This window comes from Sulfitobacter sp. AS92 (assembly GCF_038900015.1).
Taxonomy (GTDB): Bacteria; Pseudomonadota; Alphaproteobacteria; order Rhodobacterales; family Rhodobacteraceae; genus Sulfitobacter.
In genome coordinates, this window is sequence record NZ_JBBMQL010000015.1 from 26,213 (window position 1) to 43,401 (window position 17,189).

The window sequence follows — 17,189 nt, forward strand, 5'->3', positions numbered from 1 at the left end:
GCCGCCATTCATATGAGGGCTTCCCGATGGTACGACACCTGCCAATTGTATCGCTCATTTTCGTCCTATGTTCTGTCGTCAAACTCTCTGCGTCTGAAGTGCCTGGAACGCTGAATGATTATATTGATAGGGAATTGCTGACTTGGGTGAACGACGCCCGGATCGTCGACGCGATTGCTGAGCAGAATCTTCGACACCGCCAGATGAATATCCTAGCAGCCGCACCGGTGGCAGTAATACGGCCCGCTGCGCCATCATCGCAGACGAAGGTCGCGACGGCCGCACCGGTCGTGGCCTTTTTAAAAAACCAAATTGCGCGATCTGACGGTCAAATCGCCGAAGTAAAGCTGTTGGACGCCTACGGACTGACCGTTATCACCAGCGGTACGGCGTCGGTCTATTTTAAAGGGGGTAAGCCAAAAAGCAGCAATCGCTTTTCGCCGCCTTCAGGGGTGTTTGTGATCGATCAAGTTGCCATTGACGATAGCACAAAGGCGCATCAAAGCCGTGTGTCGATGCCCATTACAGAGCCATCGAACGGCACGATCATTGGGGTAATAACGGTCGAGCTTGAGGCCGCATCTTTCTTCTGATGCCGCTGTACCAGCCTGCGCATTACGCCCCAAACCTGCTTTCGCCTTGTTAAAGGGATAGGGTATAGGGAGCGCGCAGCAGTTTTTCGAAGCTCTAGACCTACGGCTTCATCTACCAAACGATGTGCGATCGCCAACCGCGCGCTGGTCTGTGCCGCCCGTTCGGCGTGGCACAGTATCTCAAACAAGCGGCGGTGGCGGCTTGTATTCAGTGGCGCGGTTTGGTGCGGCATCTCTTGCTTCCGGACGGTTAATAATCGCAAATCTTCAGATTTTATACAAATAAGACCGATAAATACGGCGTCCTTGAGGGGCGAAAATGGCGAGCGTGGGGAAAAATTCGGGTGGTGGGCAGACCTTTATCGAAGACTATCAAATTTAACCAAACAATCCTTCATCGATAAAGACCTTGGCCTCAGCGCGGGAAAGGGCAATTCTGCGGTCCACCCCCCCACGGAGAAAAATGATGCCCCCCCCTCGTTATTTCGCGCCCACTGGCGGCCACCCGGATCAAAAAACTTTGTTGTCTGACCGCGCCGTTTTCACCGAAGCCTACGCCGTTCTGCCCCGCGGCACGATGCGCGATATCGTAACCTCATTTTTGCCATTCTGGGAAGATACGCGGCTCTGGGTCATCGCGCGCCCCTTGAGCGGTTTTGCTGAGACATTTTCGCAATATATCATGGAGGTGCAGCCCGGTGGTGGCTCCGAGCGGCCTGAATTGGATAAAGAGGCGCAAGGGGTGCTCTTCGTGGTCGAAGGTGGTTTCACTCTAACCCTTGAAGGGGAAAGCCACGCGATGCGCGAAGGCAGCTATGCCTATATTCCGGCGGGGACGAATTGGGCGCTAAAGAACGACAGTGGCGCGGTCACGCGGTTCCATTGGATCCGCAAAGCCTATGAGGCGGTAGAGGGGCTGGATCATCCCGATCCGCTGATCCTGAACGAGCAGGACATCGAACCGAACGTTATGCCTGACACGGATGGGGTCTGGGCGACGACGCGGTTTGTTGACCCCAGCGATCTGCGCCATGACATGCATGTTACAATCGTCACGCTGCAACCCGGTGGGGTGATCCCCTTTTGTGAGACCCATGTGATGGAGCATGGGCTTTACGTTCTAGAGGGCAAGGCGGTTTACCGGCTTAATCAAGATTGGGTCGAGGTTGAGGCCGGCGATTTCATGTGGCTGCGCGCTTTTTGCCCGCAGGCCTGCTATGCGGGCGGACCGGGGCCGTTTCGGTATTTGCTCTATAAGGACGTGAACCGGCATATGAAGCTGCGCTGAGGGCCAGCGGCTGCCCGTGGGGTGGAAACATCAGTCGATCCAAGCCACACTATTGAGCGGCCAATATGCGACGTCGCAAGGGTGCGCAAATCTTCATCAAATCGCCAGCCCTCCAGTACGGGCAGGCGATGGCCCGGCGCCTGTGGCTTGATTCCGGGCCAGGGTGAGCGTCAGAGATTGTAGGAATGAGAAGGGGCACTCAACCGGTGCCCCTTCCTTTCTGTTCAAACCCGCTTTTCAAGCGATCCATTGCCAGTGCCCGATAGGCCGCCCGAAACCTCTTCCGTCGCCTCATCCGACAATTGCTCGGGTAGCAACAGGTTCAACACAATCGCGATCAATGCCGCTGGCAGTAGCCCGCTTGTCATCAGCACCCGAAGCGTATCAGGCAGATATTGTACCGCTTTCGGGTCCAACTGCAGCCCCAGACCGATCGACAGCGAGATGGCAAAGATCACCATGTTGCGCCGGTTCCAGTTCACGTCCGACAGCATCGAGATGCCCGCGGCGACAACCATGCCGAACATCACAATTACACCGCCGCCCAAGACTTCGATGGGAATGGTGCGGATCACCGCGCCGACTTTGGGCACCAACCCGCAGAGGATTAGGAACAGTGCGCCAATCGTCACCACATGGCGGCTCATCACGCCGGTCATTGCAATCAGACCAACGTTCTGGCTGAAGGACGTGTTCGGAAAGCCGCCAAAGACCCCGGCAATCGCGCTGCCCAGACCGTCCGCATATGTGGCACCCGTGATCTCAGCATCCGTTGCCTCGCGCCCCGCACCGCCCTTGGTGATGCCAGAGACATCGCCGACGGTTTCGACTGCCGAGACAAAGGCCATAAGGCAAAACCCCACAACGGCGGCGAAGCTGAACTCGAACCCATAGGCAAAAGGAATAGGCAGCGCCACAGCGGCGGCGCGGTCCCAACTGGTCGCGATGCCGTCGACCGTGACCATGCCCACGGCCAGCGCATAGACATAGCCCACCGCGATACCGATCACGACGGCAGAGACCGAGAGCATGCCACGGGTAAAGAACTTCAATCCCAGCGTGGCGAAAATCACGATCAGAGCAGCGGACCAGTTGAGGAGGCTGCCATATTCCGGCTGATCCATCGCCGGAACGCCCCCAGCGGCATATTGGATGCCCACTTTGACCAGCGCGAGGCCGATCATCGTGACGACCAACCCAGTCACAAGCGGCGGGAGGGCAAAGCGAATGCGGCCAATGAAAGTACCCAGCAGCGTATGGAACAACCCACCAACCAGCACACCGCCAAACAGCGCGGGCAGCGCTTCGACGCCTTTGCCAGCAACCAGGGGGATCATAATCGGCAGAAAGGCAAAGCTGGTGCCTTGCACGATGGGGAGCCGTGCACCCACGGGCCCCATGCCGATGGTTTGAAACAGCGTGGCGATCCCGGCAAAGAGCATCGACATCTGGATCAGATAGGTCATGTCGGGAAAACCCTGCGCCCCGGCATCCGAGCCAAAGCCAAAACCCGCAGCCCCCGCCACGATGATCGCAGGCGTCACGTTGGAGACAAACATCGCTAGCACATGCTGGATGCCCAAGGGCACCGCCTTGGCCAGCGCGGGGGTATAGTTGGGGTCGCGCAGTTGCTCAGGCGTGCCCAGTGAAGCGTCAGTCATTTCGTTCTCCCTTGTGACCGATTGCGCCTGCCGCTTCTGTTGAGGGCATGACGGGTTATTCTGCGGCGTCGACCACCTCCCAGGCTGTGTCGAACCAATGTTCTTCGAGATTGTCACCGTCCCCGATCCGATCCACCACGGCGAAAAGACCGGGCGCGCTGAGCGGGCAGCAGACCGCGTGCCAAGTGTTGCGGCGGTAATTCACGCCCTGACCGGGACCAGCAAGGAAGGCTTGCGGCCTGCCGGGTTTGCCTGCGTCATCGGGTGCAACCACGACCAAATACGGGTTTTGATGCATCGGTAAAAAGGCCTGCGCGCCGAGCGGATGCCGCTCTACCATATCAAGGACGAAGGGCAGGGCGCGGGGCGTGGCGTCGAATACGCTGATGCCCGCGCGGCCTTCGCCGAAATCGAGGTCGGCCAAATCATGATGCCGTCCACACATCCCCTGATTGATCATCTTGTCTGGTGCGCCGCGCACTTCCAGCACCTCGCCAAAGGGCGCAAAGGCCTCGGGAGTGAGGGGCTGCAGGATCAGCTGACGTTTCATGGCAGCATGTCTTTCAGCCGCAGGTGCGCGATGCGTTCAACCTGACGGCAAGCCTCGGCGAATTCGGTGCCGCGGTCGTTGTTAATGCGGCGTTCAAACGCGGCGAGGATGCCCGCCTTGTCGTGGTCGCGCACCGCGATGATGAAGGGAAAGCCGTGTTTCTCAACGTAGCTGTTGTTGAGACGGGTGAAAGTGTCGCGTTCAGCATCCGTCAGCGCATCCAATCCTGCGGCGGCCTGTTCGGAGGTGCTCTCTGCCGTCAGGCGTTGCGCCTGCGCGAGCTTGCCTGCCAGATCGGGGTGGGCCTGAAGTACGCCGAGCCGTTGCTCATCGCTCGCACTGCGGAAGATCCGCGCCAGTGCATTGTGCAGCCCAACGGCCGTATCATGCCCGGTGCCGAGTTCCAGCGCATGCGCACCCTCAGCGATCCAAGGGGAATGCTCAAAAATGCTACCGTATTTGGCGACGAAAGTCTTTCGGTCCATCTGGCTTGGCCGTTCGCGACGCTCATGCGGGTGAGTTTCGGCCCAATGGTCCGCGATCTGTTCACGGGTGGCGAACCAGACGCCTTCGTGGCTTTGGGCATATTCGATGAACTGGCGCAGCGCCTCGACCCGTCCGGGGCGCCCAATCAAACGGCAGTGCAGGCCAACCGATAACATCTTTGCGGAACCTTTGGCCCCCTCACGGTAAAGCGCGTCAAAGCTGGCCTTGAGATAGTCAGAGAACTGGGCGCCTGCGTTGAAACCCTGCGGGGTGGCAAAGCGCATGTCGTTGCAGTCGAGCGTGTAGGGCACGATCAACTGGTCACGCGCGCCGATCTCTACCCAATAGGGCAGGTCATCGGCATAGGCGTCGGCAACATAGGCGAACTGTCCTGTCTCAGCCGCCAGACGTATGGTGTTTTCCGATGAACGCCCACAGTAGAATCCGCGTGGGGCACTGCCTGTCACTTCGGTGTGCAGGCGGATCGCCTCGGCGATGGCCGCGCGCTCCTCCTCTGCGGGCATGTCCTTGTGCTCGATCCATTTGAGGCCATGCGTCGCCATTTCCCAGCCTGCGTCGATCATCGCGGCGGTCTGCACGGGCGAACGGGCCAGCGCAGTAGCAACACCGTAAACCGTGATCGGCAAGTCCTTCATCAAGCGGTGCAGCCGCCAAAATCCGGCGCGCGCGCCGTATTCATAGATTGATTCCATATTGGCATGACGCTGCCCCGGCCATTGAGCGGCGCCGACGATCTCAGACAGAAACGCCTCGGAAGCCGCGTCGCCATGCAGGATGTTATTCTCCCCGCCTTCTTCGTAATTTAGCACAAGTTGCACGGCGATCTTCGCACCATTAGGCCACTGCGCGTTCGGGGGTGTCGGGCCGTAACCCTGCATGTCGCGGGGGTAGCGAGTCATGTCGTTCTCCTTCTGTCGTTCTCTGTCTAAACCGGAAGGTCTTGCATTGCTTTCAATTAATTCCTGAAAGACTATCGTGAAAAGGGCTCTTTCACTTAATGGTGCACCAAGCGATCAAGGGTTAGGCACGGAGGGTATGATGACAGGCTATCTGACAACACATGTATTGGACACGGCACGCGGTTGTCCGGCAGCGGGGCTGAAGATCGAGCTGTTCCGCTTGGAAGGCGAGAACCGCACCCATCTGCGGAGTTTGACCACCAATGCCGATGGCCGCACGGATGAGCAGATCCTGCCTGCCGAGGAATTTCAGACCGGGACGTATGAGCTGCTGTTCCACTGCGGGGCCTATCTCGACGCCAATGGCACCCCCGCCGAAGAACCGCGTTTTCTTGATGTCGTCCCGTTGCGCTTTGGCATGTCGGAGGCCGCGCATTACCATGTGCCGCTGCTACTTTCACCCTTCGGCTATTCGACTTACCGCGGCAGCTAACCGACCCTAAGCGCGTCCTCCATCCGGGCGATCATAAAGTCCATGAACAGCCGGGTTTTCGGGTCTTGGTGGCGGCGGTGTGTGTAGAGACACGCCATTTGAACGGGCAGGGGTGGTGTGTCTTCAACCACCCGCACCAAGGCACCGCTGCGCAGGTGGTCGGCGATCTCGAACAGCGGTTTCATGGCGATGCCCGCGCCCGCGAGCGCCCAATCGGTCAGCACATCACCGTCGTCGCTTTCAAACCGTCCACGCACGTCGTATTTCGCCGCGCCTTCCGGGCCTTGAAGTTGCCATTGAAACTCTGTCGCGCCGGGAAAGCGGAGGTTTAGGCAGTTGTGCTGGCCTCGGTCAATCTCGGCTCCGCTGCGGGGGTGTCCGTGGGCCGCAACATAGGCCGGGCTGGCGCAGAGCACACGTTCGCAATCGGCCACTTTCCGGATGCGCAGGGTGGAATCTTCGGGCCGCCCGAGGAAGAAGGCCACGTCGAGCCCCTCGGCGGTCAGGTCCAGCTTGCGATCGCTCAGGCGTAAGCGCACGTCAACCAGCGGATAAGCTGCTGCAAACGCTGGAACATGCGGCGCGATCAGTCTGCGGCCGACGCCCAAAGGGGCTGCGACATGTAGCGTGCCGCGGGGGTTGTCGGTGACATCCTCGATGCCCGCTTCGGCTTCGGCGACGGAGGCGAGGATCTTGCAGGCCCCGTCATAGAAAATCCGCCCCTGTTCGGTCGCCGACAGGCTGCGCGTGGTGCGCTGAAACAGGCGTACGCCCAGATGCCCCTCCAACTGCGTGATCCGCGCTGATGCCACCGCGGGCGAAACGCGTTGATCGCGCGCTGCTGCCGACATGCTGCCAAGTTCATAGACGCGCACGAAAGTACGGATGTTGTCGAAATAGGACATTTATCGGGAACTTTTGATAGAGTTTAGGGAATGACAAATCTAGCGGTAAAATCCGCGATTGAATAGTCTGGCCTGTGAATCATCCGGAGAGAACACCATGCACGATATCGCCATCATGTGGGATTGGATCGGCTTTGCCGTCCGTTGGGTGCATGTTATCACCGCCATGGCGTGGATCGGCGCGTCGTTCTACTTCATTGCGCTTGATCTGGGGCTGCGCAAAGTGCCGCATCTGCCCGCAGGCGCTTTTGGTGAGGAATGGCAGGTTCATGGGGGCGGGTTCTACCACATCCAAAAGTATTTGGTCGCGCCCGAAAATATGCCCGAGCACCTGATCTGGCATAAGTGGCAAAGCTATTCGACGTGGCTTTCGGGCGCGGCGCTGCTGATGGTGGTCTACTGGGCCGGGGCGGAATTGTATCTCATTGACCCGTCAAAAGCAGACCTGTCGACTTTACAAGGCATTCTGATCTCTGCCGGGTCGCTGACGTTGGGATGGTTGATCTATGACGCCTTATGCAAATCAAAGCTCGGCAACCGCCCCACGGCGTTGATGCTGCTTCTCTTCGTGCTGCTGGTGGCAATGGCTTGGGGCTATAACCAAGTGTTCACTGGCCGTGCCGCACTGCTGCATCTGGGGGCATTCACGGCCACGATCATGACGGCCAACGTTTTTTTCATCATCATGCCGAACCAGCGCATCGTGGTGAAAGACCTGCAAGAGGGTCGTACGCCCGATGCCAAATACGGCAAGATCGCCAAGCTGCGCTCGACCCACAACAACTACCTAACACTGCCGGTAATCTTCTTGATGCTCAGCAATCATTACCCGCTGGCCTTTGCGACGGAATACAACTGGCTAATCGCGGCGCTGGTGTTTCTGATGGGGGTGACGATCCGGCATTACTTCAACACCATGCACGCCACCGGCAAGGGGCCGCATTGGACATGGGGTGTGACAGCGCTGCTGTTCGTGGCGATCATGTGGCTCTCAACCGCGCCACTGATGCAGGATGACATCGAGGCGGCTGAAGCGCGGCCGCTGACCAAAACCGAACAGATTTTTGCCAGCGCCCAAGGGTTTGAGGATGTGTCCAACATCGTGCCGGGCCGCTGCGGCATGTGCCACGCGCGCGAACCATTCTACGATGGCATCCACCGCGCGCCCAAAGGGTTGTTGCTGGAGACACCGTCTGACATCGCCCGCGCTGCGCGGGAAATCTATGTTCAGGCGGGGGTAACCAACGCCATGCCGCCTGCAAATGTGTCCTTCATGGAAGAAGAAGAACGCCGCACGATCATGCGGTGGTATCGTGATGGGGCCGCCAATCAGCCCTTCAGCCTTGCCGGGAAGTAATCGGTAGGCTCACTCGAACTCCATCTGCTCAAAGACCCGTCCTGCGTTCTTGGTGGCCAATTCCTCGAACGTGTCCAATCCTTTGTAGGGCGTTTGATCGACGTAATAGGCCTCGGCCAGTCCGCCACCTGAATCCAGATGCGCGCCGATTTGTTCGCGCAGATAAACCAGATAGTCGTGGGTGTAGCGCCGGACCTGATCCATATTGGTCGGATGCCCATGGCCGGGGATCACATAGATCGCCCCTAGCGGTTCAAAAGCGGTTTCCCATGTCTCGATCCAATCCGCCGTCATCGTATCAGGGAAAATCGGCAGCATACGTTCGTGAAACGCCAAATCGCCAGAAATGACGAGGCGCTGTTTGGGCAGCCAGATCACAATATCACCGGGGCTATGCGCGGGGCCAAGGTGGCGCGCCTCAATACGGAAATCGCCCATCTCGACGATATACTCATCCTCGAAAGTTTCAGTCGGCAGTTGGACCTCTGTGCCCTCGGCGCGGTCCCGATTGTAGCGCTGCATCCCTTCTAAAATGCTGCCGCCAAAGCTTTCGACTTCATGGGCCGCATCCACATGCGCAACAATGGGCACGCCTTGTTCGGCCCAATAGCCGTTGCCCAGAACCGCATGGCCCTGACCGTTCTCATTAAACACCAGCTTTACCGGCTGATCAGTCACGGCTTTGATCTCATCATGCAGCGCCTTGGCCAGTCCATAGGCGGCACCACCGTTGATGACGACAACGCCGTCGCCGGTCACGACAAAGCTTAAGTTGTTGTTATGGCCTGCGTTCTCATAGGTCGGCGGCGCTGTTGCACCGATGGCGGAAAAGACGCCTGGAATGACCTCATAGGGTTTGTCATAGAGCAAAGAGCCGGGGTATTTATCCGCAATATCTTCGCTCGCCATGACGCTGGTGGCGGTAAGCAGCGCGGCGGTGACAAGAAGCTTTTTCATTGATCGGCCCTCACGAAACGATAGCTATCCCCATCTCGTGCGACCCGGCCCAGCCCGCCGTTCGGCAGGTGGAACCCCATCAGCAACGTCTGCTCATGCGCAAGCTTGTCGAGAAGTCGCAGGCGGGTCTGTGCGCCAAGGTCAGGGTCTTGGTCCGCTCCGCTGGCCCAACCGGGACGGGCAAAGGCAAGGTGGTGGTTGCCAATGGCATCGCCGCCAATCATCAGGGCGTCACTATCGTCGCCGACCATGAATGACATATGTCCAGGCGTATGACCAAAGCTTGCTTGGGCCATGATACCGGGCAGAGCTTCGGCTGCATCGGAAAAATGGCTCATCCTGTCTTCAATCGCGTCCAACCGCCGTGCAGCGCCTACGGCAAAGGCCGCGCGGGTTTCACCGATCGTGTCGACGGTCGCCGGATCACGCCAATAGTCCCACTCGACCTGACCCATGTGGTAGTTTGCATTGGGGAACACCAGATCATCAAAATCGTCCAACACGCCCCAAAGGTGATCCGGGTGGCCGTGGGTAAAGACAACATCTGTCACCGCGTCCGCCGCAACGCCCGCAGCGTCCAGATTATCCAAAAGGGTGCCGGCAGAAGGCATGAAGGTGGGGCCGGAACCTGCATCGAACAGCACCACGCGCTCTGCATTGCGCAACAGGGTCAGATTGCAGGGCGGCTCCAGTTGGTCTTGGGGGAGATCGAACGAAGCGAGGGCCTGCGCCAATTCGTCCTGCGGCAAACCGTCGAAGAAAAAGCTGCGCGGCAAGACCAAGTTGCCATCACTTACACTGATAAACTCGTAATCGCCGACCTGCGCCGTGGTCTTTGCAAAGGCACGCAGCGGACCTTGAGCCACTGCCGCACCGCCCAGCCCGGCGAGTACCATACGTCTGGTGAGCTTCATCTTATTCCCCTCCCGCCATTCATTCCGATTCGTGAATATAATCATCCCCTGATCCAAGAGTCGCAAGGGTGAATGCGCCGCCATGCGCTAGGCCCGGAAAACAAAGCAGCTATGCATCTTCGTGCCTTGCATCACGGGGCGTGTTTCTGTCTACGGAGCGCTACCCGAAACCCACGCCAATCCGGACAAAAAATGACCAATACAGACATTCAAGGTGCCTCAATTGCCTTCGACAGGGTCGGAAAGGCCTATGCCAAGGCGGGCGGGGCGGCTGTGAACGCGCTTGAGGGAGTCTCTCTTGATGTGGCTTCCGGCTCCATCACCGGGATCATCGGGCGTTCGGGGGCGGGAAAGTCCACTTTGCTACGGATGGTCAATGGGTTAGAGCGGCCCACATCGGGCAATGTGTTGGTTGGCGGACAGGATGTCGGCGCTGCCAAAGGTGCCAAGCTGCGCATGATCCGCCGTGACGTGGGCATGATATTTCAACACTTCAATCTGCTGTCATCGCGCACGGTTGCAGGCAACATCGCTTTGCCGCTCGAAGTGGCCGGAGTACCATCGGCTCAGATTAAACCACGCGTGGCTGATTTGATAGATCGGGTTGGCCTCAGCGCGCAGGCGGGCCGCTATCCGGCGGAACTGTCGGGCGGTCAGAAACAACGTATCGGCATTGCGCGCGCGCTGGCCACCGGGCCAAAGGTGCTGCTCTCTGACGAGGCGACCTCGGCGCTGGACCCCGAGACCACCCAGACAGTTCTGGCACTGCTAAAGGACATTAATCGCGATCTGGGACTCACAATCCTTTTGATTACCCACGAGATGGCCGTGGTGCGCGATATTGCGAGCCACGTGGCGGTGATCGACGCCGGGAAGATCGTGGAGCATGGCGCTACCTATGACATTTTCACTGCGCCACAACACGCGACAACCCGGTCGTTTCTGTCGGGCGTGACCGGCGTCACGCTGCCTGCTTTCGTCAAAGAACGCTTGACCCAAACCGCGCCCGAAGTGGATGGCGAAGAGGTGGTCCGCGTGACCTTTGCCGGGGCGCATGCCACCGACCCGATGCTGGCACGACTGACGCAGGATATGGGCATCCCGGTCAATATCCTTGCCGGCGCGGTCGAAGAAATTGGCACGCGGCCTTTTGGTAACCTGTTGGTTTCAATGCCAATCGCGCAGGCGGGCCAAGCACGGGCTTTTCTTGAACAACATGGGCTTCTGACGGAGGTGCTCGGCTATGTCGGCTAACCTTATTAATCTACTCCTCGAAGCGACGGGGCAAACGCTTTACATGGTCGCCATTTCAGCGATCCTCGGCACGCTATTTGGTCTGCCATTGGGGCTGTTTTTGGCCACGTCCCAGCGTGGTGAGCTACTGTCAGCACCTTGGGTGAACAAGATCCTCGGGTTGGTGGTAAACGCCACCCGCTCCGTGCCGTTTATCATTCTTGTGGTGGCCATTATCCCTTTTACCCGTATGGTTGCAGGCACCTCCATCGGAACCACGGCCGCCATCGTGCCGCTGACGATTGCAACGGTGCCCTTCATCGCGCGACTGGTTGAGAATGCAATCCGCGAGGTTGATTCCGGCCTGATCGAAGCCGCCCGTGCAATGGGTGCGACCCCGGTGCAGATTATCCGTAAAGTGTTGCTGCCCGAAGCGTTGCCCGGCATCACGCTGGGCCTCACGCTCGCCATTGTTAGTCTCATTGGCTATTCCGCGATGGTTGGTGCCGTTGGCGGTGAAGGCCTTGGCGATTTGGGTATTCGCTATGGATATCAGCGTTTTATGCCCGATGTCATGGCCATCGTCGTTATCATCCTTATCGTTTTGGTGCAGCTTGTGCAGTCCATCGGTGAGCGTATCGCCACCGCCGTGGACAAGCGCGCCACGAAAAGCGGTGGGCAATAAGACCCTTACCCCCAACACCCGATCTCTCAATCTAAGGAGACTACTATGCTTCGTTTTACCACACTCACTTCCGTTTTGGCGCTGATGGCTACGGGCCTCGCAGCCGAAGAAATCAAAGTCGGCGTATCCCCGGGTGAACATGCCGAGATCATGGAAGAGGTCGCCCGCATCGCCGAACCGATGGGGCTCGACATCGATGTGATCGAATTCTCTGACTACGTTGTGCCGAACCAAGCGTTGGCAGATGGCGATATTCAGGCTAACTCGTTCCAGCACGTGCCTTACCTTGAGGCGCAAATGAAGGACCGTGGATTTGAGCTGAGCGTTGTCGGCACCACGATCACCACCCCCATGGGTGTCTACTCCGACAAAATCACCGACATTGCCGATCTCGAAGAAGGGGCCACCTTCGGCATCCCGAATGACCCAACCAACGGTGGCCGCGCGCTTTTGGTTCTGCAGGAGCTTGGCATGATCAAGGTTGATGAGGCCGCCGGTCTGGTGCCGACTGTGCTCGACATCACCGAGAACCCGAAAAACCTGTCGTTCAAAGAGCTCGACGCCGCGCAACTGCCGCGTTCGCTGGCTGATTTGACCGCCGCCTTGATCAACACGAACTACGCCATTGCATCGGGCCTTAGCCCCAAGGAAGATTCCATCGCGATGGAGAGTGCCGAAAACCCTTACGTGAACGTCATTGCCGTGCGCAAAGGTGACGAGGAAGCTGCTTGGGTAGAAACACTGCTCAAAGCCTACCACTCCGACGAGTTGAAGACCTTTATCGACGAGAGCTATCAGGGCACTGTTATCACCTCTTGGTAAGGCACCGCTCTGCGAGCCTGCGAAACTTGACTTGACCCGCCCCGCGCGGGTCAAGCGCACTTTGGCCCCGGCTGGGCGCCAGTTTAGACGTGGAAAAACTCCTTCTCTGCAAAGGTCGAGTTTGACGGTCCCCCAAAATTATTAAATTTCTGTTTAGGATATTAGACCACTGTCTGTTTATGGTCATGAAGAAGGCCGCGCATCCGACTGAACAAATTTCAAGCAAAGCCCTTAACTTCGCAATTATATTGCGTTGCAACGCGAAAATTTTGTTGAAAATTTCAATTTCGCTCGTATCGTGAAATCATGTTGGATATTTTCACATAATCCGGGACTGCCCCATGCTATTCTTATTTGGGGCCAATGGTCGCGACACATGTGGATTGAACGTTCGATCAGAAGAAACGACCATAACAGACCTAGGGAGAATATCATGAAGACCGTAAAACTGATGAGCACCGCCGCCAGCCTGCTTGTGCTGGGTGTCACCCAGTCCGCCGCGCAAGACCTCACCGTTGGGTATTTCCTCGAATGGCCTATGCCGTTCCAATACGCCAAGTCAGAGGGAATGTATGACGAGGCGCTCGGGACAACCGTGAATTGGGTCAGTTTTGATTCAGGCACCGCGATGTCTGCAGCGATGGCCTCGGGGGACGTCCATATGTCGGTGAGCCAGGGCGTGCCGCCCTTCGTCGTTGCGACCTCGGCGGGCCAAGATATCCAAATTCTTGACGTGGCAGTCAGCTATTCTGAAAACGACAACTGCGTCGTCCGCGAGGAATTGGAGATCGACAAATCCTCCGTTGCCGAGCTTGCGGGCAAGAAAGTCGCTGTGCCGCTTGGCACTGCTGCGCATTATAGTTTTCTCAAGCAAATGAGCCATTTCGGCGTCGATGTTGGATCGCTTGATGTGGTCGATATGGCCCCACCGGACGGTGCTGCGGCCATCGCGCAGGGCTCGGTCGATATGGCGTGCGGTTGGGGCGGCTCGCTGCGACGCATGTTGGAGCATGGCAATATTCTGATGACCGGCGCAGAGAAAGAAGAACTGGGCATCCTCGTCTTTGACGTGACCTCTGGCCCAGCCTCTTGGGTGGCAGAAAACTCTGACACGGTGGCCTCGTTCCTAAAGGTCACGGCAGAGGCCAACGCGATGTGGGCGGATGAGGCCAATCACGCCAAGATGCTGCCTATCATCGCTAAGGATGCGGGCATGGACGAAGACGCCACCATGGAAACGATTGCGACCTTCACCTTCCCATCCGTGGAGGAGCAGTTGAGCGCGAAGTGGCTAGATGGGGGGGCGCAGGAGTTCATGAAAGGCGTGGCCGATGTCTTTGTCGAGGCGGGCGCAATCGATGCGGCGCTTGATAGCTATGAAGATTCGGTAAATACCGGCCCGCTGCAATCCGCGAGCGATATGTAAGCCAAAACCGCACGAAAATGGCCGCCCCCCCTTGCCCTGCGCGTTTAAGAAAGCGCCGGGGAGGGGGGGCGACCTTACAAAAATAATAGAGGGGCAGCAGGGCCGCATGTCGGGACTAAAAATCGAAAATCTGTCGATGCGGTTTGACTTGCCCAATGGCAGTCATGTCCAAGCACTTGAGAATGTATCGCTTGACCTTGCTGAGGGCGAGTTGATGTCGGTGCTGGGCCCATCGGGCTGCGGCAAGACGACCTTGCTTAACATTGTGGCGGGGTTTTTGGCGCCGACCTCTGGCAGGATGATCCTTAACGGTCACGACGTTACTGGGCCAGATGCAGAGCGCGGCATGGTCTTTCAGCAAGGCGCGCTGTTTGAGTGGATGTCGGTGCGCGAAAACGTGAGTTTTGGTCCGCGTATGAAGGGGCAGAGCGAAAAGCAATATGGCGCGGAGGTTGACCATTTGCTGAATGTTGTTGGGCTTCGAGACTTTAAGGAAAAGGCGATTTACGAGCTCTCCGGCGGGATGCAGCAACGTGTCGCGCTCGCGCGCTGCTTGGCGAATGATCCTGATGTGATCTTGATGGATGAACCTTTGGGCGCGCTTGATGCGCTGACCCGCGAAAAGATGCAGAGCCTTGTGCTCAAACTTTGGAAAGAGACGGGCAAGACCATCATTCTCATCACCCACTCGGTCGAGGAAGCACTGCTGCTGGGTGAGCGCCTGCTGGTCATGGCCCCGCGTCCGGGGCGCATCCACCGCGAATACCGCCTCCCTTTCGCTGATCTTGGCGTGGGTCACGACCTGCGAGAGGTTAAGAAACATCCTGAATTTGCCGAAAGACGCGAAGAGATTCTCGGAATGATCTGGGACATGGAAGAAGAAATAATGGGCCGGACGGAGGACGCATAATGGTTATCCTACTCATATACATCGTTATCTTTGTAGCCTCATTCTTTCTGGTGCGCCTTGCCGTCGACCAAACGGCGAACGGCTTTGTCGCGCGCAAGACAGTTACCTTTGGCGATGAAAGTGCGGTGACCTCAAACCGTTTTGCCAGCGTGATTTCAATTTTGACGATCTTTCTGCTTTGGGGCGCCTTCACCGGCTCCTCGCTGTTGCCAAGTTTTATGCACGCGCCCGGCCCCTTTGAAGGGGTCGCGCAGATGACCTACACGGCCGAAGCAGATGACGGCAGTCGCGATGATGCGACGATCTCTGTCCTGGTGCATCCTGTCGGCGAAGACGCCAAAGCGCCGCAGGTCGATCCGGGTGAGGGTTGGGCCAAGAATGATGCTTTTACCATTGGCGCTTGGCGCTCGGGTCTTTTGCGCGTCGATCAGAACGATGAGAAAGACCGCGACATTGGTCACCGGGTGGTGGCGGTGAATGGTCAAGAGATTGTTCCCGGTGGTGAGGTGCTGACCGAATTTGGCCGTGTTGGCATGTCCCCCAAGGGCACTCTAAATTTTGAACCGGCAAAGGGCTGGCAGATGGAGCCGATCTGGTTGCCGCCGCCAGAAGCCGTTGTCGCACGACTGGGTGAGATTTCCAGCCAAGGTTACCGTGACAGCACCCTGTGGGAGCATCTGGGATATTCATTGTTCCGTGTTGTCGTGGGCTTTGCCCTTGGCGCGTTGGTGGGCATTCCGCTGGGCTATGCCATGGGCCTGTCCGGTTGGTTCCGCGGTTGGTTCGATCCGATCGTTGAATTCATGCGCCCGGTGCCACCGCTGGCACTGATCCCGCTGGTGATCATCTGGGCGGGGATTGGCGAGGTTGGCAAAATTATCCTGCTGTTCCTTGCGGCCCTTTGGATCATGGCCATCGCTGCCCGCTCTGGCGTGTCGGGGGTGAATATTACCAAGGTGCATGCGGCCTATTCGCTGGGTGCATCTAAAGCGCAGATCATGCGTCACGTGATTGTGCCGAACTCCTTGCCCGAAATCTTTACGGGTGCGCGTGTGGCAATGGGGGTCTGTTGGGGTACCGTGGTTGCCGCTGAATTGGTCGCGGCAGAGAAGGGCGCGGGCATGATGATCATGGTCGCCTCGAAATTCCAGCTCACCGATATCGTGCTGATGGGTATCATCCTTATCGGCGTCATCGGTTTCGGCATCGATATGGTGATGCGCAAGGCCGAGCGGGTTCTGGTGCCTTGGAAAGGGCGGTCATAACGCCGCCCACCGCGCCGCTCCGCGCTAAGTAAAAGTCTTGCCAGCTGTTGGATTCCACGCCACAGTGAAAAAATGGAGCAAATTTTCACATGACCAACGAGAGTTCGCGCACCTCTGACGCCGTGACGCCGCGGTCACTTGGCGCGGATTTGCGCGCAATTCGCAAGGGGCGCAAATTAACCCTAACCGACATGGCCGAGGCGTTAGATCGTTCTGTCGGCTGGGTCAGCCAAGTCGAGCGCGATATCTCAACCCCCTCCATTGCCGATCTACGTCGGATCGCAGAGGTGTTGGGCGTGCCGATCTCTTTGCTATTTGGCGAAGCGGCAGTGCCCCCCGAAGAGCGCGGATATGTCGTGCGCGCAGGTGCCAGACGGGCCATGGGAAGTGCTGCAGACGGCCTCACAGAAGAATTGCTCTCGCCCGATCTGACCGACAGTTTTGAAGTGATATATTCTACTTTCGCCCCCTATGCGGGGTTGGAAGCGCCCATCAAGCGAGAGACCCAGGAGGTCGGCTTCGTCATTTCGGGGCGGTTGAACCTGATGATCGGAGAGCGCAGCTTCAGTGTCGGCTCTGGCGATAGTTTCCGCATCAGGGGTGAGTATTATACTTGGGATAACCCTTTCGACACGCCCGCCGTACTAGTTTGGGTCATTTCTCCGCCGGTTTACTGAACAAACACTGAAAATCGACGGCCAGCTCAATGGCGAAGCGTAGGATG

Annotated in this window: 17 protein-coding genes; 11 read left to right on the forward strand and 6 right to left on the reverse strand. The window is 58.0% G+C overall.

Annotated features, from left to right (window positions below; genetic code table 11):
* The first annotated feature begins 26 nt into the window (after window positions 1-26).
* Both WNY61_RS17755 and WNY61_RS17760 read left to right on the forward strand, forming a co-directional pair.
* Window positions 27-593, forward strand: a complete 567-nt coding sequence (locus WNY61_RS17755; protein WP_342852771.1) for a hypothetical protein — start codon at window positions 27-29, stop codon at window positions 591-593.
* Between the two features lie 466 nt (window positions 594-1,059).
* Complete coding sequence (locus tag WNY61_RS17760; protein ID WP_342852772.1) at window positions 1,060-1,881, forward strand: bifunctional allantoicase/(S)-ureidoglycine aminohydrolase; 822 nt, start codon at window positions 1,060-1,062, stop codon at window positions 1,879-1,881.
* 224 nt (window positions 1,882-2,105) lie between these two features.
* On the opposite strand, the gene WNY61_RS17765 is transcribed toward WNY61_RS17760, so the two are convergent.
* Genes WNY61_RS17765 through puuE form a run of 3 tightly spaced genes read right to left on the reverse strand, consistent with a single transcriptional unit; the run spans window position 2,106 to window position 5,498 of the window.
* Entirely contained in the window at window positions 2,106-3,542 is a 1,437-nt protein-coding gene (locus tag WNY61_RS17765; RefSeq protein ID WP_342852773.1) for a nucleobase:cation symporter-2 family protein, read from the reverse strand.
* 55 nt (window positions 3,543-3,597) lie between these two features.
* Window positions 3,598-4,092: an ureidoglycolate lyase gene (locus tag WNY61_RS17770; RefSeq protein WP_342852774.1), complete on the reverse strand. Its 495-nt coding sequence runs from the start codon at window positions 4,090-4,092 to the stop codon at window positions 3,598-3,600.
* Window positions 4,089-5,498, reverse strand: coding sequence for an allantoinase PuuE (puuE, locus tag WNY61_RS17775; RefSeq protein WP_342852775.1), 1,410 nt, complete (start codon window positions 5,496-5,498; stop codon window positions 4,089-4,091). The genes WNY61_RS17770 and puuE overlap by 4 nt, the downstream gene beginning before the upstream one ends.
* Window positions 5,499-5,637: 139 nt before the next feature.
* On the opposite strand from puuE, the gene uraH reads away from it, so the two are divergent.
* Window positions 5,638-5,991: a hydroxyisourate hydrolase gene (uraH, locus tag WNY61_RS17780; RefSeq protein ID WP_342852776.1), complete on the forward strand. Its 354-nt coding sequence runs from the start codon at window positions 5,638-5,640 to the stop codon at window positions 5,989-5,991.
* On the opposite strand, the gene WNY61_RS17785 is transcribed toward uraH, so the two are convergent.
* Window positions 5,988-6,896: a LysR family transcriptional regulator gene (locus WNY61_RS17785; protein ID WP_342852777.1), complete on the reverse strand. Its 909-nt coding sequence runs from the start codon at window positions 6,894-6,896 to the stop codon at window positions 5,988-5,990. The two genes, uraH and WNY61_RS17785, sit on opposite strands and share 4 nt — an antisense overlap.
* A gap of 97 nt (window positions 6,897-6,993) precedes the next feature.
* Between WNY61_RS17785 and WNY61_RS17790 the strand changes: the two genes are divergently transcribed.
* Window positions 6,994-8,253: a urate hydroxylase PuuD gene (locus tag WNY61_RS17790; RefSeq protein ID WP_342852778.1), complete on the forward strand. Its 1,260-nt coding sequence runs from the start codon at window positions 6,994-6,996 to the stop codon at window positions 8,251-8,253.
* A gap of 9 nt (window positions 8,254-8,262) precedes the next feature.
* Here the strand turns inward: WNY61_RS17790 and WNY61_RS17795 are convergent, their stop codons facing one another.
* Together WNY61_RS17795 and WNY61_RS17800 are read right to left on the reverse strand one after the other, a co-directional pair.
* Window positions 8,263-9,210 carry an MBL fold metallo-hydrolase gene (locus WNY61_RS17795; protein WP_342852779.1) on the reverse strand — a complete coding sequence of 316 codons (948 nt, stop codon included), beginning with the start codon at window positions 9,208-9,210 and terminating at the stop codon, window positions 8,263-8,265.
* Window positions 9,207-10,124, reverse strand: a complete 918-nt coding sequence (locus WNY61_RS17800; protein WP_342852780.1) for an MBL fold metallo-hydrolase — start codon at window positions 10,122-10,124, stop codon at window positions 9,207-9,209. Before WNY61_RS17800 ends, WNY61_RS17795 begins: the two co-directional genes overlap by 4 nt.
* A gap of 192 nt (window positions 10,125-10,316) precedes the next feature.
* On the opposite strand from WNY61_RS17800, the gene WNY61_RS17805 reads away from it, so the two are divergent.
* The 7 genes from WNY61_RS17805 to WNY61_RS17835 all read left to right on the forward strand — a co-directional run bounded on the left by WNY61_RS17805 (window position 10,317) and on the right by WNY61_RS17835 (window position 17,142).
* Window positions 10,317-11,378 carry an ATP-binding cassette domain-containing protein gene (locus WNY61_RS17805; protein WP_342852781.1) on the forward strand — a complete coding sequence of 354 codons (1,062 nt, stop codon included), beginning with the start codon at window positions 10,317-10,319 and terminating at the stop codon, window positions 11,376-11,378.
* On the forward strand, window positions 11,368-12,042 hold the full coding sequence (locus WNY61_RS17810) for a methionine ABC transporter permease (RefSeq protein WP_342852782.1): 675 nt from the start codon (window positions 11,368-11,370) through the stop codon (window positions 12,040-12,042). Before WNY61_RS17805 ends, WNY61_RS17810 begins: the two co-directional genes overlap by 11 nt.
* 45 nt (window positions 12,043-12,087) lie before the next feature.
* A complete protein-coding gene (locus WNY61_RS17815) occupies window positions 12,088-12,864 on the forward strand; it encodes a MetQ/NlpA family ABC transporter substrate-binding protein (RefSeq protein ID WP_342852783.1) in 777 nt (258 codons plus the stop codon).
* A gap of 433 nt (window positions 12,865-13,297) precedes the next feature.
* Window positions 13,298-14,290 carry an ABC transporter substrate-binding protein gene (locus WNY61_RS17820; protein ID WP_342852784.1) on the forward strand — a complete coding sequence of 331 codons (993 nt, stop codon included), beginning with the start codon at window positions 13,298-13,300 and terminating at the stop codon, window positions 14,288-14,290.
* A 106-nt stretch (window positions 14,291-14,396) separates the two neighbouring features.
* Window positions 14,397-15,200: an ABC transporter ATP-binding protein gene (locus WNY61_RS17825; protein WP_342852785.1), complete on the forward strand. Its 804-nt coding sequence runs from the start codon at window positions 14,397-14,399 to the stop codon at window positions 15,198-15,200.
* Window positions 15,200-16,465: an ABC transporter permease subunit gene (locus WNY61_RS17830; protein ID WP_342852787.1), complete on the forward strand. Its 1,266-nt coding sequence runs from the start codon at window positions 15,200-15,202 to the stop codon at window positions 16,463-16,465. The genes WNY61_RS17825 and WNY61_RS17830 overlap by 1 nt, the downstream gene beginning before the upstream one ends.
* Window positions 16,466-16,554: 89 nt before the next feature.
* Window positions 16,555-17,142: an XRE family transcriptional regulator gene (locus tag WNY61_RS17835; RefSeq protein ID WP_342852788.1), complete on the forward strand. Its 588-nt coding sequence runs from the start codon at window positions 16,555-16,557 to the stop codon at window positions 17,140-17,142.
* Window positions 17,143-17,189 lie beyond the last annotated feature (47 nt).